This window comes from Xanthomonas sp. NCPPB 901, from assembly GCF_056725085.1.
On the sequence record NZ_CM161511.1, the window covers coordinates 4,911,726 to 4,936,333 of the forward strand.

A 24,608-nucleotide genomic window follows, 5' to 3' on the forward strand; every position below is an offset into this window, starting at 1 on the left:
GCGCGAAGCGACTCGCGGAGTGTGGGTGCACGAGGCTTCGCCCGTACCCTCATCCGCCCCTTCGGGGCACCTTCTCCCGGTGGGAGAAGGAACAGCGCAAGTCCACGCACTACACGCACTAACCCAAGCCTCAACACCCGCAACGCACCGCACACCGCCGCGACGCATCCAATCCCCAATCCCGACTCCCCAATCCCGGCTTCTAATCAAACAACGCCTGGATCGCCGCCAACCCAGCATTGGCGCGCTCCTTCTTGCGCGCCGCGTCGGCCACCGGGTCGGCGCCGTCGCGCTGCATCTCCTCGGCCGGGATCTCGTCGAAGAAGCGGCTGGGCTTGAGCCGGATGTGCTCGCCGAACTTGCGGGTGAGCTTGCTGTAGCTCATCCACAGCTGCTCCTTGGCGCGGGTGATGCCCACGTACAGCAGGCGCCGCTCTTCCTGCAGGTTGCCCTCTTCCAGGCTGACCTCGTGCGGCAGCACGCCGTCCTCGCAGCCGACGATGAACACGTAGCGGAACTCCAGGCCCTTGGAGGCGTGCATGGTCATCATCCGCACCTGGTTGCCGCCGTCGTCCTTGTCGTTGCGCGACAGCAGCGCCAACTGCGCGGCCAGGTCGCCGACGGTGGCGCCGCGCGGGCCGCCTTCGAACCACTTGGCCAACTCCTCCAGGTTGCCGCGGCGGCGCTGGAAACTCGCTTCGTCCTTGCACTGGCTGCGCAGTTCGCGGATCAACCCCGACTGCTCGGCGAGCTGGCGCACCACATCGGCCGAGGACAGCGTGGTCGAGGCCGCGCGCAGTTCGTGCAGGATGTCGACGAAATCGCTCAGACCGTTGGCCGCGCGCGGCGGCAACTGCTGCAGCGCGCCCACCGACTCGGCCGCGCGCGACATCGGCAGGTGCTTGGCCGAGGCCAGTTCGGCCAGCTTGGCCAGCGAGGTCGCACCGACCTCGCGCTTGGGCGCCTGCACCGCGCGCAGGAACGCCGCGTCGTCGTCGGGGTTGACCAGCAGGCGCAGCCAGGACAGCACGTCCTTGACCTCCTGCCGCTCCAGGAACGCGGTGCCGCCGGTGATGTGGTACGGCACGCCGGCCATCTGCAGCGCCTTTTCCAGCGGCCGCGACTGGAAGTTGCCGCGGAACAGGATGCAGAAGTCGCTCCACGGCACCTGCTTGGCGGTGCCCAGGTAGGCGATCTCGGCGGCGACCTTCTCGGCCTCGTGCTCGCTGTCGCGGCATTCCCACACACGGATGCGCTCGCCGTCGGCCTGGTCGCTCCACAGCGTCTTCAGGTGCTCGTGCGGGTTATGCGCGATCAAGGCATTGGCCGCGCGCAGCACGCGGTTGGAGCAGCGGTAGTTCTGCTCCAGCTTGATGATCTGCAGGGCCGGATAGTCGCGGCCCATCTGCATCAGGTTTTCCGGGTTGGCGCCGCGCCAGGCGTAGATGCTCTGGTCGTCGTCGCCCACGCAGGTGAAGTTGCCGCGCGGGCCGGCCAGCATCTTCAGCAGCCGGTACTGCGCGTCGTTGGTGTCCTGGCTTTCGTCCACCAGCAGGTAGCCGATGCGCTCGCGCCAGGCCATCACGATGTCCTCGTTTTCCTCCAGCACCTGCACCGGCAGGCGGATCAGGTCGTCGAAGTCCACCGCGTTGAAGGTGCTCAGCCGTGCCTGGTAGCGCTCGTACAGGCTGGCCGCTTCCTGCTCGCGGGTGCTGCGCGCCGCCGCCATCGCCTGTTCCGGCGACAGCCCGGCGTTCTTGGCGCGCGAGATCAGGTTCTTGGCGTCCTCGATGGCGTCGGGCTTGGCCCCGGGCATCAGGTCCTTGATCTGCGCGGCGGCATCGTCGGCGTCGAAGATCGAGAAGCCGCGCTTCAGGCCCACCGCCGCGTGTTCGATCTGCAGGAACTTCAGCCCCAGGGCGTGGAAGGTGCAGATGGTCAGGCCGTCGGCGGCCTCGCTGCGGATGCGCTTGGCCACGCGCTCGCGCATTTCCTTGGCCGACTTGTTGGTGAAGGTGATCGCGGCGATGCGCTTGGCCGGGTAGCGGCCGCTGGCGATCAGGTGCGCGATCTTTTCCACGATCACACGGGTCTTGCCGCTGCCGGCACCGGCCAGCACCAGCAACGGACCCTCGCAATGCAGGACCGCGGCGCGTTGGGGAGGATTGAGACCGTGCATGAAGACTTCCCTTGGCCGCGCATTGTACCGGGCGGCGGCCGGCACCGACGCCCCACCACCGTGCCGGCGCTGAACCGGTTCGCGATCCGGCCGGCGGCCGGGGCGCGCGGCCGCCGCGTTAGAATCGGCGGCATGGCGAAACTGTATTTCTACTATTCGGCGATGAACGCCGGCAAGACCACCACGCTGCTGCAGTCGGCGCACAACTACCGCGAACGCGGCATGCGCACGGCGATCCTGACGCCGCGGCTGGACCACCGCGCCGGCAGCGGCGTGGTCGCCTCGCGCATCGGCCTGCGCGCCGACGGCATGCCGTTCGTCGCCGAGACCGATCTGCTGGCCACCATCGAGGCCGACATCGCCAGCCACGGGCCGTTGCATTGCGTGCTGGTGGACGAGGCCCAGTTCCTCAGCCGCGCGCAGGTCTGGCAGCTCAGCGAAGTGGTCGACCGGCTGCGCATCCCGGTGCTGTGCTACGGCCTGCGCACCGATTTCCGCGGCGAGCTGTTCGAGGGCAGCCAGTACCTGCTGGCCTGGGCCGACGAGCTGCAGGAGATCAAGACCATCTGCCACACCGGCAGCAAGGCGACGATGACCGTGCGCGTGGACGAGAACGGCCATGCGGTGCAGGACGGCCCGCAGGTGGAGATCGGCGGCAATGAGCGCTACGTGTCGGTCAGCCGCCCCGAGTTCAAGAAGATCATGCGCGGCGAAGGCCGCATCGATCCGCTGCAGATCGCCCTGCCGCTGTAGCCCGGATGCAACCGCCGACGCACCGCGCTGGTGCGTCGGGTCGGGAGGCGCTGAACCGTGGCTAACGCGTGCCGCGCAAGCGCCCGCGCCTATGCCATCAGTCTATGGAGCGCTCCCAGGCGACATGCCTAGAATCGCGCCGATCGCACTCATGGGATGAGGTACATGCTTTCGTTGAAAGGATTTTTCGTCGGCAGCGGCGCTGCATTGGCCTGTGCCCTGCTGCTTGCCCTGCCCGGCGCCGCCGCTGCGGCCCCGGGCGACCACACCTTCCAGGACATCCCGGCGCAGGTCCTGACCGACGGCTTCCTCGAAGCGCACCTGGACCTGTTCTATCGCCGCGCCGGCATCCGCGCCGACAAGAAGGGCGACTACGCCGAGGCCAGGAAGCAATACCAGCTCGCCGCGCGCTATGCCGACAAGCCCTCGCAGGCGCGGCTGGGCGAGATGTACTGGGAGGGCCAAGGCGGGCCGGTCGACCATACGATGGGCTTCCTGTGGATGGCGCTGGCCGCCGAGCGCGGCTACGACCAGTTCGGCGCGCGCAAGATGGACTACTGGAACCAGCTGACGCCGGACGAGCGCCAGCGCGCGGCCAAGCTCGACAAGTCCATGCTCGCCGAGTACGGCGACCAGGTCGCCAAGCCGCGCCAGGAAGCGGTGCTGCGGCGCGAGGCGATGCGCAGCACCGGCGGCCTGCTCGGCCACTCCGGCGCGGCCGGTCCGCTGTCGATCAACGGCCCGCGCGGCGGCAGCATCGATGCGGAAGTGTTCTACGCCAAGCAGTTCTGGGAGCCGAGCGCGTACTGGAAGCTGCAGGACCAGGTGTGGGACGGCCGCACACCGGGGCGGGTCGACATCGGCGACGTCGAGGACATCAGCCAGGAACAGAGTCCGCCGCCGCCGCAGGAGCCGGCCAAGCACTGAGCCGGCGATGGCTTGGGTGGCGCTCGTCGTTCGATGCGAAGTGCAAGGCGCGTCGGGACTGAAGTCCCTCCCACACGGTGTTGCCACGCAGCGATAGCGTGGCAGCGCCTGTCCGAGCACGGGTTCGGCGGTGGTTCCGCTTTGCCGGTAAGGCGCCGTCGCGGTTGAAGCCGCTCCTACGGTCGGTAGAGCAGCAAGCGTTGGCGTGCGCGCGCCGCCTCTGCAGAGGCGGCACACATTTGCAGGAGCGGCTTCAGCCGCGACGCAGCACTCCGCAGGCTCCGCGTCACTCCCACCCGGCGCATCGGGACGCAACCAGGACATCCACCGCAGGCTTGCCCATCGGCGAGACATGCGCTGGCCTGCCGGTCGATGATTACGACGGCGGGCCTCGCTCCTGCCTGCCCGCCCTTGCTCAGTACAGCTTGCGCTCGGCCGCCGGCGGCGGCGTCCACTGGTACAGCCAGGTCTCGGTCAGCGGGCGCTCGCCGCTGCGCAGGTACAGGCGGATGTCGATCTGCTCGGTGCCGTCGTCCGGCGGCACCACGTCGAACATCGCGCGGTAGCCGGAGATCTCGTGCAGCGGCCGTGCCGAGACGATTTCGGTGCGGCCGCGGTTGAGCTGCAGCACCGCCTCGACCTTGGCGTCCTTCTCCTTGCCCAGCTTGGCCAGTTCGCCGCCGACGAAATCCACCGCGAAGCGCCAGGAGAAATAGTGGCGCTTCTGCCCGACCACGCCGCCCAGGCCGGTGCGGGTGGCCACGCAGTGCGCCAGCGACGAGGACGCCGGCGGCTGCGCGCCCCAGTACAGGCGGTAGCCGAACAGCAGCTCCTGGCCCGGCTGCGGCTTGTCCTGCGGATTCCAGAACGCCACGATGTTGTCGAAGGTCTCGTCGACGGTGGGGATCTCCACCAGTTGCACCGAGCCCTTGCCCCAGCCCTGCTTCGGCTCCACCCACAGGCACGGGCGCTTCTCGTAGAACACCCCATCGTCCTGGTAGTGATCGAAGTTGCGGTCGCGCTGCAGCAGACCGAAACCGCGCGGATTCTCGTCGACGAACATGTTGAAGCGCAGGTGCGGCGGATTGCACAGCGGCCGCCAGATCCACTCGCCGCCGCCGGTCCACATCGCCAGGCCATCGGTGTCGTGGATTTCCGGGCGCCAGTCCCAGTCCATGCGGCGGTCGTTCTCGCCGACCTGGTACATGCTGGTGCACGGACCCAGGCCCAGCCGCTCGATGGTCTTGCGCGGATACAGCGCGCTGTCGATGTCCATCAGCAGCACGTCGCCGTTGGTGATCGCGAAGCGGTAGGCGCCGGCCACGCTGGGCGAATCCAGCAGCGCATACACCACCACCGTGTCCGAGCCGGCCTTGGGCTGCTCCAGCCAGTAGGCGATGAAATCCGGGAACTCCTCCGGCCCGCCGGTGCCGGTGTCGATCGCCAACCCGCGCGCCGACTGCCCGTACTGGCCTTCCTTGCCCACCGCGCGGAAATAGCTGGCGCCGAGGAACGCGGCGAAGTCGCGCTCGGTGTCCTGCTTGGTGTTGAGGCGGAAGCCGGCGAAGCCCAGCTCCTTCGGCAGCGGCTTGCCCTTCAGCCCGCTGCTGCCGTAGTCGAACGCCGCGCTGTCGTAGGCCAGTTCCTGCGCCTGTCCGTCGACCAGGTCGAACATGTGCACCGGCGTCTTGAAGTACAGGCCCAGGTGGAAGAACTTGGCCTGGAACTTCGGGCCCTGCTCGGCCGCCCACAGCGCGTGGTCCTGGCGGTAGCGGATCGACTGGTACTGGTCCCAGGTCAATCCCTCCACCGGCGCCGGCAGCACCCGCTTGTGGCTCTGGTACGGCGCATCGGCCATGGCCCGCGCGTGGCCCTTGAGCCAGGCGTAGTCGAACGGCTGCGGCTTGCCCAGGCGGCGCAGGCCCACCGCGGGGGCGGCCTGGCCGAGCATCGGCATCGCCGGCAAGCCCATGGCGGCGAAGGCGGCGGCGGCGTTCTTCAGGAAATCGCGTCGTTGCATGGCCGTATCGGAACGAAAAAAGGACGTCCATCATAGACAAGCGCCGCCGAATGCGGCGGTGACGACGCCGACGCCGCGGAGTCCAGGCGCAGACAGCCCGCAGATGCGGGACATGGACGGTGCGGGGCAGCTTGCCGACCCATGCCCGCCGCAGCCGCCAATCGGGGACGGGCGACACGGCGCCGTGTGCCGGACCGTGCGCGTCACCTGCGATCCACGGGGATCGCGGCCATCACGTCAGCGCTGGCAGTGGCCGCACCAGACGCTGGCGCGCTGGCCGATGCTGGCATGGCGCAGCGTGCGCCCGCAGCGTTTGCAGGCCTCGCCCTCGCGGCCGTACACCGACAGCTCCTGCTCGAAGTAGCCCGGTGCCCCGTCCGGACTGATGAAATCGCGCAGCGTGGTGCCGCCGCGCTGGATCGCATAGCCCAGGATCGCCTTGGCCGCCGCGGCCAGGCGCGCATAGCGGGCACGCGAGACCTCGCCCGCTTCGCGCAGCGGACTGATGCCGGCCTGGAACAGGCTCTCGGCCGCGTAGATGTTGCCCACCCCGACCACGATGCGCTGGTCCATCAGGAAGGTCTTGACCGGCGCGGTGCGGCCGCGGCTGAGCCGGAATAGATGATCGCCGTCGAACGCATCCGACAGCGGCTCGGGCCCCAGCTCGGCGAGCAAGGGATGGACCTGCCCCGGCGCCTGCCACAGCAGGCAGCCAAACCGGCGCGGATCGTTGAAGCGCAGCACCCGGCCGTCTTCCAGGCTGATGTCGACGTGATCGTGCGCCCGCGGCGGCGTGTCGCCGGGCAACACGCGCAGGCTGCCGGACATGCCCAGATGCAGCAGCGCGCTGCCGACCGCGGTGTCCAGCAGCAGATACTTGGCGCGCCGGCGAATGCCGTCGATGCGCTGTCCCGGCAAGTGCTCCGCCACCTCCGGCGGAATCGGCCAGCGCAGATCCGGCCGCCGCAGGATCACCCCATGGATGCGCCGCCCCGACAGATGCGGCTCCAGGCCGCGCCGGGTGGTTTCGACTTCGGGGAGTTCGGGCATGGACGCAATCGCAGACGGTGGAGGACGCTGATCGACAACTTTAGCACCGTGTTCGTACGGCTCCTGCCGGACATATCGGCAAGTCGTCCGAGAGGGTGCAAGGAGGAGGCGTGACGCGTCTTTAACGGACACGTGAGATTCCGACGGGTTTGGTTGCAGACGGCTACGCCCTCGTCTAGCATCGCGCATCGTAATGACAAGGATTGTCGTATGCGCAACGTGGTTGTTTCCGTTCGCTATGCTGCTTCGCTCAGGGATGACGCGACTGCCCGCGATCGAGCGTCCCACCTGTTTGGTTCTCCGATAACACTGCCGAGCCTGTGGCGGCTATTGGCGGCGCGCTGTTGCGCTCCGATCGGCCTGCGGCTGGACAGGCAGCCGGCAACCACGGATTCGATTGGATTGATGGACTCTTGCAAGGACGCGCAATGACTACGATGCATCACGCCCCACCCTCCATCGGTGCCACCCGCTTTGCGCTGGTAGTGGCTCTGCTCTTTTTGTTCGTGGGTTCGGCGTTCGCCGTAACAGAAGGGCCGAAGCAGAAATTCGTCATCCGCGATGCCCAGGGAATCAATCGCGGCACCTATTACAGCCAGTCGGAGGCGGAAGCGGCGATCAAGGCGATTCCTGGACCGCAGTACGCGGATGATGCCTATCAGTACGTCGACACGATCAAGGACCAGATCGTCAGTGAAGACGGAACGATGCTGATCACCTACTGGATGGGCAACGAGAAGGCAAAAGACGAAGATTGGATTTACATCGCCCGGGCGACCAAGGTCCTCACCGAAGCAGAGGCGGTGGCGTCGCTGGTGCAGCAGGTGACCGAACAGGCGCCCCAATGTGGAACTGCATCCGTCACGCCGCAGGGCGGATGGGTTGCGGGAGCAGGCCCATACCCGGAGTACGACATGGGGGCGGAAACTCAAAGCAGGTACTACAGCGTGGTCGCCTTTTTCGACGACTGCAGCGGTACCTACGACTACACCAGTTCCATCGCCCGATCCCGGCGGAGCGAATGCCCCAAGCCCTACACCAACTGGCACATCAGCGACCAAGGCTGCACGAACAAGGAGATCTTCGCGACCATCGAAGTCATCTCCCTGCAATGTGGCAATGATCAAGACAGCCGCCAAGGTGGCGGTGGCAACTCCGGCATGGTCGGCAACCCCTGCGACGTCAAGACCGGTGAGAAATTCCAGACCGAACGCGATCTCGATCTGGGCTGGATCACCCTGACGCGTTACTACCACTCGGGTATCGCGCTGAACACGGGTGGATTCGGCCCTGGCTGGACCTTCTCGCACAGCCTGCACCTGACGATCCAGGGCGATACGCTGGGCTTGGTGGAAGGCAGCGGCTATGCCGTGCCGTTCCGCAAGATGGGGGCCGAGTATCGCGCAGCCAATGCCTCGGGCGAACGCATCGTCGCCAATGGCGACCAGTGGGTCCTGTATCGCCAGGATGCGATCCATACCTTCGATGCCAAGGGCAAGCTGGTCTCGCGCGTGGCCGAGGATGGCAGCGGATGGGTGTACGGCTACAACGCGCGCGGGCGCTTGCAAAGCATCGCGTCGCTGCAGGGCCGCTCCATCGAACTGGTGTATGCCGACGACAATGACGACGCGCTGATCACCGGCATCGTCTCCGCTGGGGTGCAGCTAGCCAGCTACGGCTACGACCAACAGCGCCTGGTCAGCGTGACCTATGTTGACGGCAGCAGCCGGATCTATCACTACGAGGACACGCGTTTCCCGCGCCATCTGACCGGGGTGACCACGGAGGACGGCCAGCGTTTCAGCACCTTCGCTTACGACGAGGTCGGCCGTGCGATCTCCAGCCAGCACGCCGGTGGCATCGACGGCATCACCCTGGCGTACTCCGCCGCCGGCACCCGCGTCACCGATGCGCTAGGTGATGTCACCGATTACACGATGACCGACGCCGGCGGGGCGTCGCCGAAGGTCGGGTCCGTCGCCAGGCAGGACGGCACGCTGCAGTACAGCTACAACGATCAGTCCAGCGACTTCCGCCGCCGGCTGAGCAGCGTCACCGATCGCCGTGGTATCCAGACCCAGCACAGTTATGCCGAAACGACAGAGAACGGTGTCGCGGTGAACGTCCACACCGTACGCGAGGCGGTCGGGCAACCGCAGGAGCGCACGACGACGACGCGTACCGCGGCCGGTAGCAATCGCCTGCTGTCAGTGCAGACGGGCGGGCGCACCGTGTCCTACAGCTACAACGATCGCCTGCAGCCAGTGCAGATGACCAGCAGCGACACGGCCTCCGGCAAGCAGCGCATGGTCACCCACAGCTACTGTGAGGCGGCGGACGTGGCGGCGACCGACAGCACCTGCCCGATCCTCGGCTTGCCAAAGACGGTCGATGGCGCGCGCACCGACGTCAGCGACGCCACCAGCTTTACCTATTACCCCAGCGACGACAGCACCTGCGCCACGTCCCCGACCACCTGCCCACACCGCAAGGGCGACCTGTGGAAGGTCACCAACGCGTTGGGTCAGATCACCGAGTACCTGGCCTACGACGGTGCCGGCCGCGTGCTGTCGGCGAAGGACGCCAATGGCGTGGTCACTGACTTCACTTACCATCCGCGCGGCTGGCTGACCACCAGCAAGGTGCGTGGGGCCGACGACAGCAGCGAGAGCGACGATCGCATCACCGTGATCGACTATTGGCCGACCGGGCTGGTCAAGCAGGTGACCCAGCCCGATGGCGCGTTCACCCGCTTCACCTACGACGCGGCGCACCGGCTGACCGATATCGCCGACAACGCCGGCAATACCATCCACTACACCCTGGACAATGCCGGCAACCGCTCCAAGGAAGACACCAAGGACGCATCGGGCACGCTCAAGCGCACGCTCTCTCGGATCTACAACCAGCTCGGCCAACTGGCGACGCAGGCCACCGCGCAGGGCGATCCGACCGACTTCGGCTACGACCCCAACGGCAATACCAAGACCGTCACCGACGCGCTTGGTCATGTCACCCAGAACGACTACGACCCGCTCAACCGGCTGGCGCGGACCCTGCAGGACGTGGGTGGCATCGCCGCCGAGACCACCTTCGGCTACGACGCCCTGGACAACCTGACCAAGGTCACCGATCCCAAGGGACTGGACACCACCTACGCCTACAACGGCCTGGGCGATCTGACCAAGCTCACCAGTCCGGACACCGGCAGCACCACGTACACCTACGACAGTGCCGGCAACCGCGCCACCCAGACCGACGCGCGTAACATCAAGACCAGCTACGGCTACGACGCGCTGAACCGGCTGACCCAGGTCACCTATCCGACCAGCAGCCTCAACGTCAGCTACACCTACGATGTCAGCCAGACCACCTGCGCCAGCGGCGAGACCTATGGTGTTGGCCGCCTGACCCGGATGAAGGACGGCAGCGGCAGCACTGACTACTGCTACGACCGCTTCGGCGATCTGGTCCGCAAGGTGCAGACGACCAACGGCAAGGTGTTCGTGGTCCGCTATGCCTATACCAAAGCTGGGCAGCTGAGCCGGCTGACCTATCCGGATGGGGCTGTGGTGGACTATGTGCGCAACGCCCAGGGCCAGACCACCGAGGTCGGGGTGACCCCAGCCGGCGGTAGCCGCCAGGTGCTGCTGAACCAGGCGACCTACTACCCATTCGGCCCGGTGGCCGGCTGGACCTACGGCAATGGCCGTCCCATGCAGCGCATGCTGGACCAGGACTACCGCCCGCTGGCGGTCAACGACACCCGCAGCGACGGGCTGGCGGTGGGTTTCGCCTTCGACCCGGTCGGCAACCTCAGCGCTCTGACCGCGCCGGGCAACACCGCGCCGGTGGTCAAGCTGGACTACGACCCGTTGGGCCGGCTGACCGCCTTCAAGGATGGCCCGACCGATACGGTGATCGATGGCTACACCTACGACGCCACGGGCAACCGCCTAAGCGCCAAGGTCAACACCACCACGCAGACCTACAGCTATCCGACCACCAGTCACCGTTTGAGCAGCGTGGCTGGTACGTCACGCAGCTACGATGCGGCTGGTAACACCACGGCCATCGGCGGTACGGCGCTGCAGTATGTGTATGGCGCCAACGGCAGGCTGACGCAGGTCAAGCGCAGCGGCACCACTGTGGCGAACTACGCCTACAACGGCCGCGGCGAGCAGGTGCGACGGGTGGGCAAGACCAACACCTACACGCTGTACGACGAGAGCGGTCACTGGCTGGGCGACTACGACAACAACGGCGCGGTCGTGCAGCAGGCGATCTGGCTGGACGACCTACCGGTGGGCGTGCTGGCCAAGACCACGTTGCGCTACGTGCAGCCGGACCACCTGGGCACGCCGCGCGCCGTGATCGACCCGGTCCGCGACGTGGCGATCTGGCGCTGGGATCTGAAGGGCGAGGCCTTCGGCAACACCGCTCCGGACCAGGACCCGGACAAGGACGGCACTGCCTTCATGTTTGACATGCGTTTTCCTGGGCAGCGCTATGACGCGCTGAGCGGGCTCAACCAGAACTACTTCCGCGACTACGAGCCCGGCACGGGGCGGTATGTGCAGAGTGATCCTATTGGGTTGAAGGGAGGTATCGGTACATATGCCTATGTTTTTGCCAGCCCATTTGCTTATCGAGATATCTATGGGCTGGATGGAGGGTTGGTTTGTGGCCCAGCAGATGACTGGGGTGCTGACTGTAGCAGAACTGCACCGGGCGCCTGGGCGAAAGAAAAGCCAGTCCCGGAATTCAATGTGCGATACCATGAAAAAAAGATTCTGAGCAGGGACGAGGCGGATGCTATTAATGAGCTTAATGGGCGTGTTAGCTCCCTGCTATGTGGGGCACTAGGTGTTATGACAACTCGAGCAGGTCCTTGGGCCGGCCTAGGAATCGGTCTTGTCTGTGGTGAGGCTATGTCTCAGGCTAAGGCTCCAGTTCATGAAGGGGATATTCTTCATGTTGATGTAAACATTTGTCCTGATGCTGGCGGAAACAACGACAAGACGAAAAGCTGGATTGAATACAAAAAGTGATGAGGTGATGAATGTCCAGAAAAAAAATAATAGACTTGGCGTTCGTTGTTTTATGCATTGGCGTTGCTTACCATCTTGAATTGTTTGGAAGTTACATAAGAGTTTTTTTGTTCTTTTTGTGTTGCATGGCAATTTATGCTCTTGCCGGCTGGATAGTTACACGCTGCTTTAGAGTTCACAGCAAGTAATTTAATTTCTGCGTCATTGAGGAAGGCAAGCAAATTTCTTCATAGTTTTAATGGTTAAAATTTGCTCTTCATATTTCCATGTGGAAAGAGGCGACTTCATCGATGTCTTTTGCAGAGTGGGTGGGAGTAACTCAATATATGTTGAACGTACAGCGGATTGACGGTGCAGAAATCTGCATCACGATGCATATGCAATGAAGGATGAGAACTTCTACCGGGGAAGGGCAAGATATCGAATTTGTAGAGATTCATTGCCCGGGTGGGCGATGAAGTCGCAACATCGGTTTTTGATGAAATGTGGAGAAATAGATTAGAGAAAAGGGGCGTTAAAGGCATTCACGGCACCTTATTGTTTGAATTGCTTTCTAAGAAGTCTTACTACCCGACCAAGCGGAAGAGCGAGATGGTCGTCGTGCTGCAGGGCAACTATTGCGGCGGATGATCAAGATCAACAGCTACACGCTTTACGACGAGCGCGGCCATCGGCTGGGCGACTACGACAACAGCGGTAGGTCATGTAGCAGACGATCTGGCTGGACGACCTGCGGGTGGTCGTGCTGGCCAAGACCACGCTGCGCTATTTGCAGCCGGACCACCTGGGCACGCCGCGCGCCGTGATCGACCCGGTCCGCGACGTGGCGATCTGGCGCTGGGATCTGAAGGGCGAAGCTTTCGGAACCACCGCTCCGGACCAGGACCCGGACAAGGACGGCACTGCCTTCGTGTTTGACATGCGTTTCCCGGGCCAGCGCTATGACGCGCTGAGCGGGCTCAACCAGAACTACTTCCGCGACTACGAGCCCGGCACTGGGCGGTATGTGCAGAGTGATCCGATTGGGTTGCGAGGCGGGCTGTCAACATATTCTTACGGTGGAAGTAGCGCGCTTATTTCAATTGATCCACTCGGGTTGATTAATGACAACCAATTGCCTAGTCAGAAGCAAATTCAAGCCGAAACTGAATATTCACGTCAGCGTCAGAAGTCGATGTCTCAATTGGTGCAGACGTATCAGGAAATGCTAAAGAAGAATGTCAGAGGAACCGACCAGTTCTTTCATTGCTTGGCTGCGTGTCGCGCGGCAAAGGCATCTGGTAATCCTCAACTGGTTGTTGAGCAAATGCAGAACAAGGAGATTCGAGATTTTTTTTTTAACTTGGCCGGCAAATATGGTGATAAGAAGCTGTCCATACCAGAAATGCTGAAGGATAATGCTGCAGACATGACGGTCAATAGGGTGGGAGCGTCGTGTCCATCAAATGTGGAATGTGGAGCTAGGTGCTCTCACCTTTTGGATAACTTGCCGGCTAGTCGCCGACCCTTTATGCTTGAATATAGACCTGATTGGGGTGGTCCATGAAGATATTTATTGTTTTATTTCCATTGATTTTTTCTATTTCGGGGTGTGCGGGTAACTCTTCAAAATTCTATGAGACTCATGCTGACGCAGTAGCGGATGACGCTATTGCAAAAGGGTGGGTGCCGGATTTTTTGCCGCAAAATGCTACTGATATCTATGAACAGCACAGTGTAGATACTGGTGGGGTGGCAGTTATTTTTTCTGCGACCAACGGTAACTTCCTAAAGGATTTTTCTAGACTTGATCATTCGTACGTTACCGCCGCCGAAGAATCATTTTCTTTGGTGCATTCGCCGGCCAAGTATCCTGAAGGAGTAAGCACTTATTATTATAAGTGCGGCAACGAGGGGCTTGGTCTTCTAAAAACGCACAATGGAGCTAAGTTCTATTATATTGAGCCGGTTTCTAGGAAGGGACTTGGCGTTCTATGCAAAGCGGCAGCTGGGTTATAAGGTTGCTTCGTTAGAGCGTGCGATCAAGTTTGAGCGAGCGCAGTTATCGTAGGCGGATGAAGCCACCCCGCTCGTATCCGACCGACGTCTCCGATGAAAAATGGGTCTTCGCCGCGCTCTACCTGACGCTGATGGAGCCGCAGGCACGGCAGCGCAAGTACGACCTGCGCTTGATGTTCAATGCTTTGCGCTGGATGGCCCGGGTCGGGGCGCCCTGGCGTTTGATTCCCCATGAGTCCCCCCTGGGAGGCGGTCTACCAACAGACTCAGCGTTGGCTGCAGGCTGGTTGCTTTGAGGCCATGGTCAACAACGATTTGCGTTTGATCTTGCGGGTGGCGCAAGGCAAACAGGGACAGCCAAGCGCCGTGATCCTGGATGGCCAAACGTTGCAGTTCACATGCGAAATCGGCCCACGCGCTGGCTACGACGGCTAAAAGCGCAAGAAGGGCAGCAAGGTCCACATGGCGGTGGATACACTTGGTCCCCTGCTGGCGCAGGAAGTCCAGCATGTCACCGGTGAGACGGTGAAACGGGCCTTCGTCGATCAAAGCTACACGGGCAAAGACCCGGCAGGAGCCGCGCTGACGGAAGGCATCGCACTACACGTCGTGAAGCTGCCCGAGGCCAAGAAAGGCTTCGTGTTGCTGTTGCGCCGCTGGGTCGTGGAGCGCAGTTTCGGTTGGGTCAATCGGTTCCGGCGCCTGGCCCGTGACTACAAACGCTTGCCGGAAACCTCGGCAGGACTTCACTTCGTCGCCTTCACCACTCTCATGCTCGGCAATGCCGCTTCGATACTCAAAAGTTCATAACACGCTCTAACAAGGGCGCGTAGAGCCCATCACCGGAGCCATGCCGGCTGCATCAGGTTGCGAGCTTCCTCGGCGAGGGTAAGCATGGGCAAAATGGAGCTGTTGTCGGTTTCATTTTGCTGTAGCTGCATTATTTCCCACGCACCAAAGCATCAGCACGCCGCACTCTTGAGTTTTTTCTAAAGCCAGACAGGATCGCAGTACTCGGCGGATCCTTGCTCACTGCGGCGGCGCCGCCAGCTCCCGAGCGCTGAGGTAACCGTCGCCGTTGGTGTCCTGCTTGCGGAAGCGGGCGCTCAGGGTGGCGAGGTGCTGTGCGCGGGTGATCGGCGGGCCGCGGCCGCCGGGCAGTTCGGCGGGGCTGAGCACGCCGTCGTGGTCGCGGTCGCGGGCGTCGAAGGCGTAGCTCATCCAGGCCAGGTATTCGTCCAGGCTGACGCGGCCGTCGCCGTTGCGGTCCATGCGCTGCAGGTAGCTGGCAGTGCTGTCGATCGCCTGTGCCTGCGCATCGGCGATGCCGGCCGCGATCAGGATGCAGGCGATACCCAGCGTCGGCCGGGCCCGCCACGACGAACGCCGCACGAGGCGGCGTTCGTACGGCGGGGTGCGCGAGGCACCATTGCTCATGCCAGGGCGTAGCCCTTCAGTCGCGCCGCGTAGGCCTGCAGCGCGGCGATGCCGCTGGCTTCGGCATCGTGGCACCAGGCCTGCAGGTGCTTGAGGCGTTCGCTGGCGTCGTGGGTGCGCGCTTCCAGCAGGGCCGCCAGGCGCGCGCGGTGTTCGACCAGCGTGCGCATGCGCGGGCGCTGCGCCACCCAGTGCTGCAGTTGCGCGCGGGCGTCGGGCTTGAGCCAGCGGCCGTCGTCGACCAGGCCCTTGCGCAGGCGCCGCGGCAGCAGCTTGCGCAGCTTGGCGCCGGCCTGCGCGGCTTCTTCCTTCAGGGCCGGCGTGAACACGTTGCGCTGATAGTCGGTCATCGCCTGGAAGCGATGCGACAGCAGCGCGCGCAAGGTGTCGGCATCGGGCACGCTGATGTTCGGGCGCACGTCCAGGGTCGGCGCCACGCGCAGGATCTTGGCCAGGCGCAGGGCGGCCAGCGCGCGGATCGCCAGCCAGCCGATGTCCAGTTCCCAGCGCCGCATCGAGAAGCGCGCCGAGCTGGGGAAGGCATGGTGGTTGTTGTGCAGCTCTTCGCCGCCGATCCACAGCGCCCACGGGGTCAGGTTGGTCGAGGTGTCGGCCGACGCGAAGTTGCGGTAGCCCCACCAGTGGCCCAGGCCGTTGATCACGCCCGCGGCCCAGAACGGAATCCAGGCCATCTGCAGCGCCCACAGGGCGATGCCGGGCAGGCCGAACAGCGCGAAGTTGAACGCGAACAACGCCACCGGCCCCAGGTTCGCGTACGGGGTGTACAGGTGCCGCTCGATCCAGTCGTCCGGCGCGCCCTTGCCGTACTGCTCGATGTCGCCGCGCTGGGTGCGCGCTTCGCGGTACAGCTCCACGCCGCGCCAGAACACCCGGGCGATGCCCTTGGTCTGCGGGCTGTGCGGATCTTCCTCGGTCTCGACCTTGGCATGGTGCTTGCGATGGATCGCCACCCACTCCTTGGTGATCATCGAGGTGGTGAACCAGGTCCAGAAGCGGAAGAAGTGCGCCAGCAGCGGATGGAAATCCACGCCGCGGTGCGCCTGGCTGCGATGCAGGTACAGGGTCACCGCGAAGATGGTGAGCTGGGTGAACAGCAGCAGCACGGCCAGCATGCCCCACCAGCCGACGCCGAGCAGGCCATTGCCGAGGAAGTCGAGGATCGCGTCGAACATTGCCAGAAGCTCCAGAGCGTAGGACGGCGTGGGGGTAACGACATGATGGGGGTTGCGACCGCAAACTTCACCCGGCGCTCGCGTATGGTATTCAGCCGCCAAGCGCTTCCGATCACAGAACGGTGTCCGTTCCATGTCAGCCGCCTTTCCCCAAGCAACCCCCATGCCAGCGGCCGCGCCGTTGATCGAACTCGACCGCGCCAGCGTCGTCCGCGGCCAGGTGCGGGTGCTGCACGCGCTGAGCCTGCGCATCGCGCTCGGCCAGCACACCGCCATCCTCGGCCCGAACGGCTGCGGCAAGTCCTCGTTCATCAAGCTCATCACCCGCGAGCTGTATCCGCTGGCGCGCGCCGGCGAGGACCCGGCGGTGCGGGTGCTCGGCCAGAGCCGCTGGCAGGTGGACCGGCTGCGCAGCCAACTGGGCATCGTCACCGGCGACCTCAGCGTCAATCTCGCCGACATGCCCGGGCTGGACGTGGAAAGCGCGGTGTTGTCGGGATTCTTCGCCAGCTATGTGGTGCCGCCGCACCGCGAGGTGACCGAGACGATGCGCGCGCGCGCGCGCGAGGCGCTGCAGGCCGCACGCGCGCTGCCGTTGCTGCGGCGTCCGTATGCGGAATTGTCGGCTGGCGAGACCCGGCGCGTGCTGATCGCGCGGGCCCTGGTCAACCGGCCGCAGGCGCTGCTGCTGGACGAACCCAGCACCGGCCTGGACCTGGTCGCACGCGAGCACCTGCTGGCGACGATGCGCGACCTCGCGCGCCAGGGCATCACCCTGGTGCTGGTCACCCACCACATCGAGGAGATCGTGCCCGAGATCGCGCGGGTGATCCTGCTGCGCGAGGGCCAGGTCTACGCCGACGGCGCGCGCGAGGACCTGCTCGCCGATGCGCCGCTGTCGGCGGTGTTCGGCGGACCGGTGCGGGTGCAGCGCGACGGCGACAGCTACAGCGCGCGGGTGGTTGCGGACGGCTGATCGGGGCAACGCAAGCCGGGTGCCAGCTGCGATTGCGGATGAAATGGCGGGCTTCCGAGCGCCGGCGCGGTGGCGGCGGGCGCTTTCTGTAGGAGCGGCTTCAGCCGCGACAGGCGTTCCCGGTCAAGCCCGTCGCGGCTGCAGCCGCTGCTACGCTGCACTCGGCAGCGCGCCAGTGCGCGCTACTTGCCGATACAGAAGCTGGCGAAGATCCGCCCGAGCAGGTCGTCGGCGCTGAGCGTGCCGACGATCTCGCCAAGCGCGGCATGGGCCAGGCGCAGTTCCTCGGCCGCCAGTTCCAGGCGTTCGTGTTCCAGCTCGGCGGTGGCCGCGTCGGCGTGCGTGGCGGCGCGCTGCAGCGCGTCGACGTGGCGGGCGCGTGCGGAGAACTCGCCGTCGCTGCCCTCGCCGGCCGCGGCGCCGGCGATCGCGCGCAGTTGCGCGTGCAGCTGCTCCAGGCCGCTGCCGGTGGCGGCGGAGACGTAGACGCGCTCGGCGCTGGCCGCGGGCACCGCGGCGAGCAGGTCGCTCTTGTTGTGGATCCACAGGCGCTGCGGCACGTCGGCGATGGCGTCGGCGATCGCGGCCTGGCCGGCCTCGGCCTGGCGCGCGTCGAGCACGATCAGCGCCAGGTCGGCACGCTGCAGTTCCTGGCGCGCGCGGCGCATGCCCTCGCGCTCGATCGCGTCGCCGCCCTCGCGCAGGCCGGCGGTGTCGACCAGGGTCAGTTCCACGCCATCCAGACGCACGGTCTCGTGCAAGGTGTCGCGGGTGGTGCCGGCGATGTCGGTGACGATGGCGCGGTCGCTGCCGGCCAGCGCGTTGAGCAGGGAACTCTTGCCGGCGTTCGGCGGGCCGACCAGCACCGCGTGCAGGCCATCGCGCAGGCGCCGGCCGCGTTCGGCGTCGGCACGCAGCTGCGCCAGGTCCGTTCGCGCCCGCGCCAGGCCGGCGCGCACCTGCGCACCGCCCAGCGTGTCCAGCGCCTCGTCGGCGAAGTCGATCGCCGCTTCGACGTGGATGCGCAGGCGGATCAGCTGTTCGGCCAGGTCGTCGACGCGGCGCGAGAACACGCCGTCCAGCGAGCGACGTGCCGCGCGTGCGGCGCGCAGGTCGCCGGCGGCGATCAGGTCGGCGATCGCCTCGGCCTGGGCCAGGTCCAGCTTGCGGTTGAGGAAGGCGCGCTCGCTGAACTCGCCCGGGCGCGCCGGCCGCGCGCCGAGTTCGCAGCAGCGCGCCACCAGATGCCGCAACAGCACCGGGCTGCCATGCGCCTGCAGTTCCAGCACATCCTCGCCGGTGAAGCTGCGCGGCGCCGGAAACCACAGCGCGATGCCGTCGTCCATGACCTCGCCGTGCGCGTCGCGAAAGCGCGCGTAGCGCGCGCTGCGCGGCACCAGTGCGCCCAGCCCCAGGCCCGCGGCGATGGCCGCCGCCGCCGGGCCGGACACGCGCACCACGCCGACCCCGCCCGCGCCGGGAGCGGTGGCGATGGCGGCGATGGTGTCGGTGGCGGAAGACGGCATGGCGAAGGCGGCAGGTCGGCGGTGAGGAGGACTACAGCGTCTGCAACTGGCCGCGGACGTAGGCCGCCGACGCGCCGTTGGGTTGCAGCGCCAGGTAGGTCTGGAAGGCGCGCTTGGCCTTGGACGCGTCGCCCAGCTGGCGGTAGGCGTCGCCCAGGTTGACGTAGGCCACCGCGCGCGAGGGATCGATCTTCAGCGTGTTCTCCAGCCAGCGCACGGCCTGCGCGTACTTGCCCTGACGATAGTAGATGAAGCCCAGGTTGTTGGCCGCCAGCGCGAAGTCCGGGCGCAGCTTCAGCGCCTCGGTGAACTGCGCCTCGGCCTCGTCGTAGCGCTTCTCCTTGTACAGCTGCAGGCCGCGGTCGTTGGCGCGCTGCGCCCGCTGCCGGTCGGACACCGGGCCCGCCGCGGCCGGCACCGCCAGCGGCCGTTCGCCGCCCTGCAGGTCCTTGACCACCACCGCCGGCTTGGCCGCGGCGGCCGGGGCAGCTGCGCTGCCGCCGCCCGCCTTCGGCGTCGCGGTCGACGCCGGCGCGGCGGCATCGACGCGATCGTTCATCGCGATCGCCGCCGAGGACAGCTGCTGGGTGCTGGCGGTGAGGAATTCCTCGCCCTCCGGCACCTGCAGCACGAACTCGCCGCCCTGCGACCCCGGCAGGCTGCCGAACGCCGGAGTCTGCTGCGAAATGCTCGACACCGCCGGCGCCACGTAGGCGGCCAGCTCGGTGCCGGTGATCAGGCCGTCGCCGTTGAGGTCGGCCTTGCCCGACAGCGCCTGCAGCAGCACCCAGGTGAACACCGAATGGCCGTTGGGGCCGCTGTCGGCGACCTGCTGGTCGGCGCCGCCGGCGGTGAGCATCTGCCGGGCGATGCGCCGCGCGTTCTCGCGCAGGTAGGCGCTGGTGCCGCCGCCGCGGGTCAGGCCCAGGCCGCTGTAGCACGCGTCCATCACGAACAGCACGTGCTTGGCTTCCAGGCTCTCGGCGATGTCCTGGATCTCGGTCATTGGAATCGCGTCGGTGGCGAACTGCGCCGGGTCCGAGTCGGCGGGCACGATGTAGCCGAGGTCGCGTCCGGAGGCCAGCTTGCGGGTCGCGCCATGGCCGGCGAAGAACACGAACACGCGATCGTTCTTGCCCACGCCGCCGTGTGCGAGCCGATCGTGGAAGGCAGCCAGGATGTTGTTGCGGGTGGCCTCCTGGTTCTTCAGCACGATCACCTGCGACGAGGGGAAACCGAAGCTGCCGGTGAGCGTCTGCGCGATCGCCTGCGCATCGTTGGCCGCGTACTGCAGCTTGGGCCAGTGCGCGTAGTCGTCGATGCCGATCACGATCGCCCACGACGTGTCGTAGCCGCTGGTCACCGCCGGTGCGGCGGCGTTGCTGGCCGCGCGCGCGACGCTGAAGTCGCGTCCGTTCCAGGCGGCGAACTGGTAGCCGTCGGCGCTGAGCCGGTCCAGGATCTGCGGCAGCGCCTTGACCGTGCGCGCGTGGATGTCGTGGAACAGCAGGATGCCGCGCTGCTCGCGGCCGACCTGCTCGAGCACGCGCTGCACGATCGACTCCGGCACCGGGTCGGCCCAGTCCAGCGAATCCACGTTCCACATCACCGACTTCAGGCCGGCCTCGCCGAGGATCTGCATGCCCTCGGCGTTGCGCGCGCCGTAGGGGAAGCGGAACAGCGGCGCGCGCTTGGCGTCGACCGCGCGCAGCATGCGGTCGGTGTCGAGGATCTGGCTGCGCAGCGCGGCGCCGGTTTCCTTGGACAGTTGCGCATGGGTCAGGCTGTGGTTGCCGACGGTGTAGCCCTGCTCCATCAGGCTGCGGCTGACGCTGGCCAGCGGCGACAAGTCGACCTTGCCATCCGGCTCGAGCTTGCCCAGGTTGCGGCCGACCTCGAAGAACGTGGCCGGCACGTCGTAGCGCTTGAGGATGGCGACGATCTCGTCGGTGTATTCGCGGTGCGGGCCGTCGTCGAAACTCAGCACCACGGTCTTCGGCGGCAGGTCGCGGCCGAACACCTCGCGGTCGCTGTCCTGCATCGACATCGGGTACGGGGTGATCACGCCGTAGTCGCGCAGGATCGCCTCGCGCGTGTACAGCGTGCCCAGGTGGGCGACGTAGTCCTCCCACTTCTCGCGCTTCTGCACGATCGCGCGGGTGCGGTCGAAGCGGCTGAAGATCGCGGTGATCTCGCGGTTGTAGGTGCGTTCGATCTCGTCGAGCGCGTCCAGGTCCTCGCCGATGCGCTGGTGCAGCTTGATCGCCGGCAGCGAGGAATCCTTGCCGATGCGGACCTGCCAGTCGGCGAGGAGTTCGCGGAACGCCAGGCGGTCGGCGTCGTACAGGTCCGGCGCCGATTCGACGTAGTCCAGCAAGCTGCCGACCGCGGCGAAGCGCTGCGGGTCCGGCAGCGCCAGCAGCGCATCGAACTGCTTGGCCAGTGCCTCGCGGCGCTCCAGGCCCTCGTGGAACAGCTGCTGGCCGACGCTGCTGGAGGTCTGCCGGTCGGCCGGCGATTGCTTGGCCTCGTCGGCCAGCAGCACGATGATCTTGCGCTGCGCCGCCAGCTGCGCCTGCAGGCCCTGCAACAGCGCCGTTGCCTGGGTCTGCAGTGCGGGCGAGCCGGGAATGGCGATTGCCGACGCGGGCGACGCGGGCTTGGCTGCAGTGGTCTCGCTACCGGTGGGCGGACGCTGGCAGGCGGCCAGCGCCAAGGCAAGCAGGCCGATCACGGCCACGGACGGCGACAACGGACGACGACGCTTGCGCATGACCACGGACTCGCGAGCAAGGCGGTGCGGAAACGCACACGCCGGCGCCTTCCCCGGCCGCATGCGCAACGCCCGCCGGAGGGCGGGCGTTGTCGGGTTTACTTCTTGGCCTTGGCCGGCGGCTTGCCGCTGCCGCCACCGCCGGCGCTGGCCGGTTCGCCGTGGCGCTTGGTCATCCACCACTGCTGCAACAGGCCCAGCGACCCGTTGGTGACCCAGTACAGCACCAGACCGGACGGCACGAAGGCCATCATCACGCCGAACACCAGCGGCATGAACTGCATCATCTTGGCCTGCACCGGATCCATGCCCGGCGACGGGGTCAGCTTCTGCGTCAGCCACATCACCGCCACGTTGATCACCGGCAGGATGAAGTACGGATCGCGCGCGGTCAGGTCCTGGATCCAGCCGAACCACGGCGCCTGGCGCAGTTCCACCGACTCCACCAGCACCCAGTACAGCGCGAAGAAGATCGGCATCTGGATCAGCACCGGCAGGCAGCCGCCCATCGGGTTGATCTTCTCCTTCTTGTACAGCTCCATCATCGCCGTCTGGAACTTCTGCTTGTCGTCGCCGTAGCGCTCCTTGAGCTGCTGGATGCGCGGCTGGAACTTGCGCATCTTGGCCATGCTCTTGTACTGCGCGGCCGACAGCGGATACAGCACCAGCTTCAGCAGTACCACCAGGCCGACGATCGACCAGCCCCAGTTGCCGAACAGGGTGTGCAGGTGGCTGAGGACCCAGAACAGGCCCTGGCCCAGCATTGCGGGCAAAGTGAAACGGCTGTAGTCGACGACGCGATCCAGGCCCTGGACTCGTTCTTTGGCAATCTGGTTGACCAGCTTCGGCCCGACCCATAGCTGCGCTTCGGTGCTGGCGCTGGCGCCCGGCGCTACGGTGAAGCTCGGACCGCGCGTTTCGATCACGTGCCGCGGGCCGTCGTTGGACAGCACAAACAGCGATTTTTGATCGGCCTGCGGAATCCAACTGGTGAAGAAGTGGTGCTGCAGCAGCGCGATCCAGCCACCCTCGACAGTTTGGTTGAGCGGACCGTCTTCCAGGTAGTCCTTGAACGCCCGGCGCTGGTAACCGTCCTGCCGGCTGAACCAGGTGGCGCCGTTGAAGCTGAAGGAGTCCGGATTCGTCATGCCGCGGCTGACGATGGTCGGCACCCGGCTCAGCTTGCGGAACACGTAGCCCTGCCACGGCTTGCTGCCATGGTTGACGACCTCGTCGTGCACCTCTATCGCGTAGTGACCGCGTTGCAGGGTGTAGACGCGGCGGATGCTGACGCCGTCCGGGCCGTTCCACACGAACGGCACCTGCAGGCTGTCCTGGCCCTTGGCCAGCACGTAGTTCTTGCCCGGCTCCTCAGGACGGAACCCGCTCGGGCCCGGCGACGGCGAATTGTTCTCGCCAACCCAGCCGCTGGTGGCGGTATACGGATGCGCCGGGTCCTCGGTCAGCAGCTGCACCGGCGGGCTGCCGGGCTGCTTGGTCTGCGGGAACTGCAGCAGGTCGGCGTCGAACACGCTGCGGCCGTCCAGGGTCAGGCGCAGCACGTCGGTGGTGACGGTGACCCGCGGCGCGGCGCTGGCCGCGGCGGTCTCGGGCGTGCCGCTGGCCGGCGTGGCGCCGGGCACCGAGGCCTGCGGAACGGCCGGCGCGTGCGTGGCGCCGGCATCGGCGTCCTGCGCCGGCGGCACCGTGGTCGCCGCCGCGACCGTCGCCGTATTGGCGCTGGGCGCGTGTTCCTTGTTCCACTCCATCCACAGCAGGGCCGCGACCATCAGCCAGGCGAAAATCAGGAAAAGGCGGGTCTGGTTCATCGGACAGGCAAGCTCGGCTCAGCCAGAAAGGGTTTCTGACGTGGAGGTGGGGGAAGAAGGACGATCGGGCGGCGGCATTGTGCCGTCCGCGGCCGGGGCCGGCAATGCGCCGGCGCGGCGCAGCAGGCGCTCGTAGGCCTGGCGCAGCTGCACGCCGTTGGCCTGGGCGGCGGCGCTGCGCGCCACCACCACGTAATCGCCGGGCGCCAGCCACGGCAGCAGCTGCCGCGTGGCCTCGCGCAGCACGCGCTTGATGCGGTTGCGCACGACCGCGCGCTTGTCGACCTTGCGCGACACCGCCAGACCCAGCCGCGCCGGGTGCGGCGCACTGTGCCAGTGCAGGCTCATCAGCGGCTCGGAACAGCGGCGCGCGGCATCGAACACGACGCGGTATTCCGCAGACGTGCGAACCCGCGCAGAGCGAGGAAATCGCCTACGCGGGTCGGGAGGATTCACGGTCCGGATTGCAGGCGCCGCCTGGGGCGGCGAAGCAATCAAGCGCTCAGGCGCTTGCGGCCCTTGGCGCGGCGGCGGGCCAGGATCTTGCGGCCGTCGGCGGTGGCCATACGGGCACGGAAGCCGTGGTCGCGCTTGCGCTTGAGGTTGCTGGGCTGGAAGGTGCGCTTGGTGGCCATCGGGGCGCTCTGATCTGAATGGGGCGGAAAGAACCGGAAATTCTATAGGACCACTCACGCTGCGGTCAACTCCCTGTCTCCACCACGGCAGAGGCCGGCAGCGCCGGGCCTGTGGATGGATCTGTGAATAGCCATGGGAAAACCATTCCCGACCCTGCGCGCCGGTGGTAGTCTGATCCATCCGCTTTCCTCTCCCACCGGCCGAATGCGCCGCGCCCGAGCGCGCCCTTCATGCCCGGTCTATCGACGAATTTAGATCTG

16 protein-coding genes and 2 pseudogenes are annotated in these 24,608 nt (G+C 66.0%); 8 read left to right on the forward strand and 10 right to left on the reverse strand.

What is annotated here, in order from left to right; translation table 11 throughout:
• Nucleotides 1–202 precede the first annotated feature (202 nt).
• A complete protein-coding gene (gene rep, locus AC1PME_RS20825; RefSeq protein ID WP_254459686.1) occupies nt 203–2,179 on the reverse strand; it encodes a DNA helicase Rep in 1,977 nt (658 codons plus the stop codon).
• Nucleotides 2,180–2,311: 132 nt separating this feature from the next.
• On the opposite strand from rep, the gene AC1PME_RS20830 reads away from it, so the two are divergent.
• Nucleotides 2,312–2,932 (forward strand): thymidine kinase, encoded by a 621-nt coding sequence (locus tag AC1PME_RS20830; RefSeq protein WP_010340794.1) that lies wholly within the window; start codon nt 2,312–2,314, stop codon nt 2,930–2,932.
• 165 nt (nt 2,933–3,097) lie between these two features.
• Nucleotides 3,098–3,859: an SEL1-like repeat protein gene (locus AC1PME_RS20835; RefSeq protein ID WP_307547406.1), complete on the forward strand. Its 762-nt coding sequence runs from the start codon at nt 3,098–3,100 to the stop codon at nt 3,857–3,859.
• Nucleotides 3,860–4,274: 415 nt separating this feature from the next.
• Here the strand turns inward: AC1PME_RS20835 and AC1PME_RS20840 are convergent, their stop codons facing one another.
• Together AC1PME_RS20840 and mutM are read right to left on the reverse strand one after the other, a co-directional pair.
• On the reverse strand, nt 4,275–5,879 hold the full coding sequence (locus tag AC1PME_RS20840; protein WP_481096910.1) for an OpgD/OpgG family glucan biosynthesis protein: 1,605 nt from the start codon (nt 5,877–5,879) through the stop codon (nt 4,275–4,277).
• Nucleotides 5,880–6,116: 237 nt separating this feature from the next.
• The gene (gene mutM / locus AC1PME_RS20845; protein WP_481096911.1) at nt 6,117–6,929 is read right to left on the reverse strand and encodes a bifunctional DNA-formamidopyrimidine glycosylase/DNA-(apurinic or apyrimidinic site) lyase; all 813 of its coding nucleotides are present in this window, start codon (nt 6,927–6,929) and stop codon (nt 6,117–6,119) included.
• Between the two features lie 428 nt (nt 6,930–7,357).
• Here mutM and AC1PME_RS20850 point away from each other — a divergent pair, with 428 nt between their 5' ends.
• From AC1PME_RS20850 to AC1PME_RS20870, 5 genes and pseudogenes are all read left to right on the forward strand, one after another.
• Nucleotides 7,358–11,980, forward strand: coding sequence for an RHS repeat-associated core domain-containing protein (locus AC1PME_RS20850; RefSeq protein ID WP_481096912.1), 4,623 nt, complete (start codon nt 7,358–7,360; stop codon nt 11,978–11,980).
• A gap of 447 nt (nt 11,981–12,427) precedes the next feature.
• Nucleotides 12,428–12,610, forward strand: a complete 183-nt coding sequence (locus tag AC1PME_RS20855; protein ID WP_307547413.1) for a hypothetical protein — start codon at nt 12,428–12,430, stop codon at nt 12,608–12,610.
• A pseudogene (locus tag AC1PME_RS20860) lies at nt 12,589–13,079 on the forward strand (RHS repeat-associated core domain-containing protein); the annotation flags it as partial. The gene AC1PME_RS20855 and the pseudogene AC1PME_RS20860, both read left to right, overlap by 22 nt.
• Before the next feature lie 443 nt (nt 13,080–13,522).
• Entirely contained in the window at nt 13,523–13,978 is a 456-nt protein-coding gene (locus tag AC1PME_RS20865; protein ID WP_481096913.1) for a YbbD-related protein, read from the forward strand.
• A 56-nt stretch (nt 13,979–14,034) separates the two neighbouring features.
• A pseudogene (locus tag AC1PME_RS20870) lies at nt 14,035–14,788 on the forward strand (transposase).
• A gap of 219 nt (nt 14,789–15,007) precedes the next feature.
• On the opposite strand, the gene AC1PME_RS20875 reads toward AC1PME_RS20870, so the two are convergent.
• Entirely contained in the window at nt 15,008–15,415 is a 408-nt protein-coding gene (locus AC1PME_RS20875) for an EF-hand domain-containing protein (RefSeq protein WP_307547417.1), read from the reverse strand.
• Nucleotides 15,412–16,608: a DesA family fatty acid desaturase gene (locus AC1PME_RS20880; protein WP_481096914.1), complete on the reverse strand. Its 1,197-nt coding sequence runs from the start codon at nt 16,606–16,608 to the stop codon at nt 15,412–15,414. Before AC1PME_RS20880 ends, AC1PME_RS20875 begins: the two co-directional genes overlap by 4 nt.
• 133 nt (nt 16,609–16,741) lie before the next feature.
• Here AC1PME_RS20880 and AC1PME_RS20885 point away from each other — a divergent pair, with 133 nt between their 5' ends.
• The gene (locus AC1PME_RS20885) at nt 16,742–17,584 is read left to right on the forward strand and encodes an ABC transporter ATP-binding protein (protein WP_481096915.1); all 843 of its coding nucleotides are present in this window, start codon (nt 16,742–16,744) and stop codon (nt 17,582–17,584) included.
• Nucleotides 17,585–17,766: 182 nt separating this feature from the next.
• Here AC1PME_RS20885 and mnmE read toward each other — a convergent pair whose 3' ends face one another.
• The 5 genes from mnmE to rpmH all read right to left on the reverse strand — a co-directional run bounded on the left by mnmE (nt 17,767) and on the right by rpmH (nt 24,347).
• The gene (gene mnmE / locus AC1PME_RS20890) at nt 17,767–19,110 is read right to left on the reverse strand and encodes a tRNA uridine-5-carboxymethylaminomethyl(34) synthesis GTPase MnmE (RefSeq protein WP_481096916.1); all 1,344 of its coding nucleotides are present in this window, start codon (nt 19,108–19,110) and stop codon (nt 17,767–17,769) included.
• 31 nt (nt 19,111–19,141) lie between these two features.
• The gene (locus tag AC1PME_RS20895; protein ID WP_481096917.1) at nt 19,142–21,883 is read right to left on the reverse strand and encodes a polysaccharide deacetylase family protein; all 2,742 of its coding nucleotides are present in this window, start codon (nt 21,881–21,883) and stop codon (nt 19,142–19,144) included.
• A 98-nt stretch (nt 21,884–21,981) separates the two neighbouring features.
• On the reverse strand, nt 21,982–23,712 hold the full coding sequence (gene yidC / locus AC1PME_RS20900; RefSeq protein WP_481096918.1) for a membrane protein insertase YidC: 1,731 nt from the start codon (nt 23,710–23,712) through the stop codon (nt 21,982–21,984).
• An 18-nt stretch (nt 23,713–23,730) separates the two neighbouring features.
• Nucleotides 23,731–24,210 (reverse strand): ribonuclease P protein component, encoded by a 480-nt coding sequence (rnpA, locus tag AC1PME_RS20905; RefSeq protein WP_481096919.1) that lies wholly within the window; start codon nt 24,208–24,210, stop codon nt 23,731–23,733.
• Entirely contained in the window at nt 24,207–24,347 is a 141-nt protein-coding gene (gene rpmH, locus AC1PME_RS20910; RefSeq protein WP_003469983.1) for a 50S ribosomal protein L34, read from the reverse strand. The genes rnpA and rpmH overlap by 4 nt, the downstream gene beginning before the upstream one ends.
• Between the last annotated feature and the right edge of the window lie 261 nt (nt 24,348–24,608).

Coding starts and splice junctions, on each gene's coding strand:
- mnmE (WP_481096916.1), bottom strand. CDS start 19,110: ATGCCGTCTTCCGCCACCGACACCATCGCCGCCATCGCCACCGCTCCC.
- AC1PME_RS20880 (WP_481096914.1), bottom strand. CDS start 16,608: ATGTTCGACGCGATCCTCGACTTCCTCGGCAATGGCCTGCTCGGCGTC.
- AC1PME_RS20895 (WP_481096917.1), bottom strand. CDS start 21,883: ATGCGCAAGCGTCGTCGTCCGTTGTCGCCGTCCGTGGCCGTGATCGGC.
- AC1PME_RS20840 (WP_481096910.1), bottom strand. CDS start 5,879: ATGCAACGACGCGATTTCCTGAAGAACGCCGCCGCCGCCTTCGCCGCC.
- AC1PME_RS20885 (WP_481096915.1), top strand. CDS start 16,742: ATGTCAGCCGCCTTTCCCCAAGCAACCCCCATGCCAGCGGCCGCGCCG.
- AC1PME_RS20875 (WP_307547417.1), bottom strand. CDS start 15,415: ATGAGCAATGGTGCCTCGCGCACCCCGCCGTACGAACGCCGCCTCGTG.
- rep (WP_254459686.1), bottom strand. CDS start 2,179: ATGCACGGTCTCAATCCTCCCCAACGCGCCGCGGTCCTGCATTGCGAG.
- AC1PME_RS20835 (WP_307547406.1), top strand. CDS start 3,098: ATGCTTTCGTTGAAAGGATTTTTCGTCGGCAGCGGCGCTGCATTGGCC.
- mutM (WP_481096911.1), bottom strand. CDS start 6,929: ATGCCCGAACTCCCCGAAGTCGAAACCACCCGGCGCGGCCTGGAGCCG.
- AC1PME_RS20865 (WP_481096913.1), top strand. CDS start 13,523: ATGAAGATATTTATTGTTTTATTTCCATTGATTTTTTCTATTTCGGGG.
- AC1PME_RS20850 (WP_481096912.1), top strand. CDS start 7,358: ATGACTACGATGCATCACGCCCCACCCTCCATCGGTGCCACCCGCTTT.
- yidC (WP_481096918.1), bottom strand. CDS start 23,712: ATGAACCAGACCCGCCTTTTCCTGATTTTCGCCTGGCTGATGGTCGCG.
- AC1PME_RS20830 (WP_010340794.1), top strand. CDS start 2,312: ATGGCGAAACTGTATTTCTACTATTCGGCGATGAACGCCGGCAAGACC.
- rpmH (WP_003469983.1), bottom strand. CDS start 24,347: ATGGCCACCAAGCGCACCTTCCAGCCCAGCAACCTCAAGCGCAAGCGC.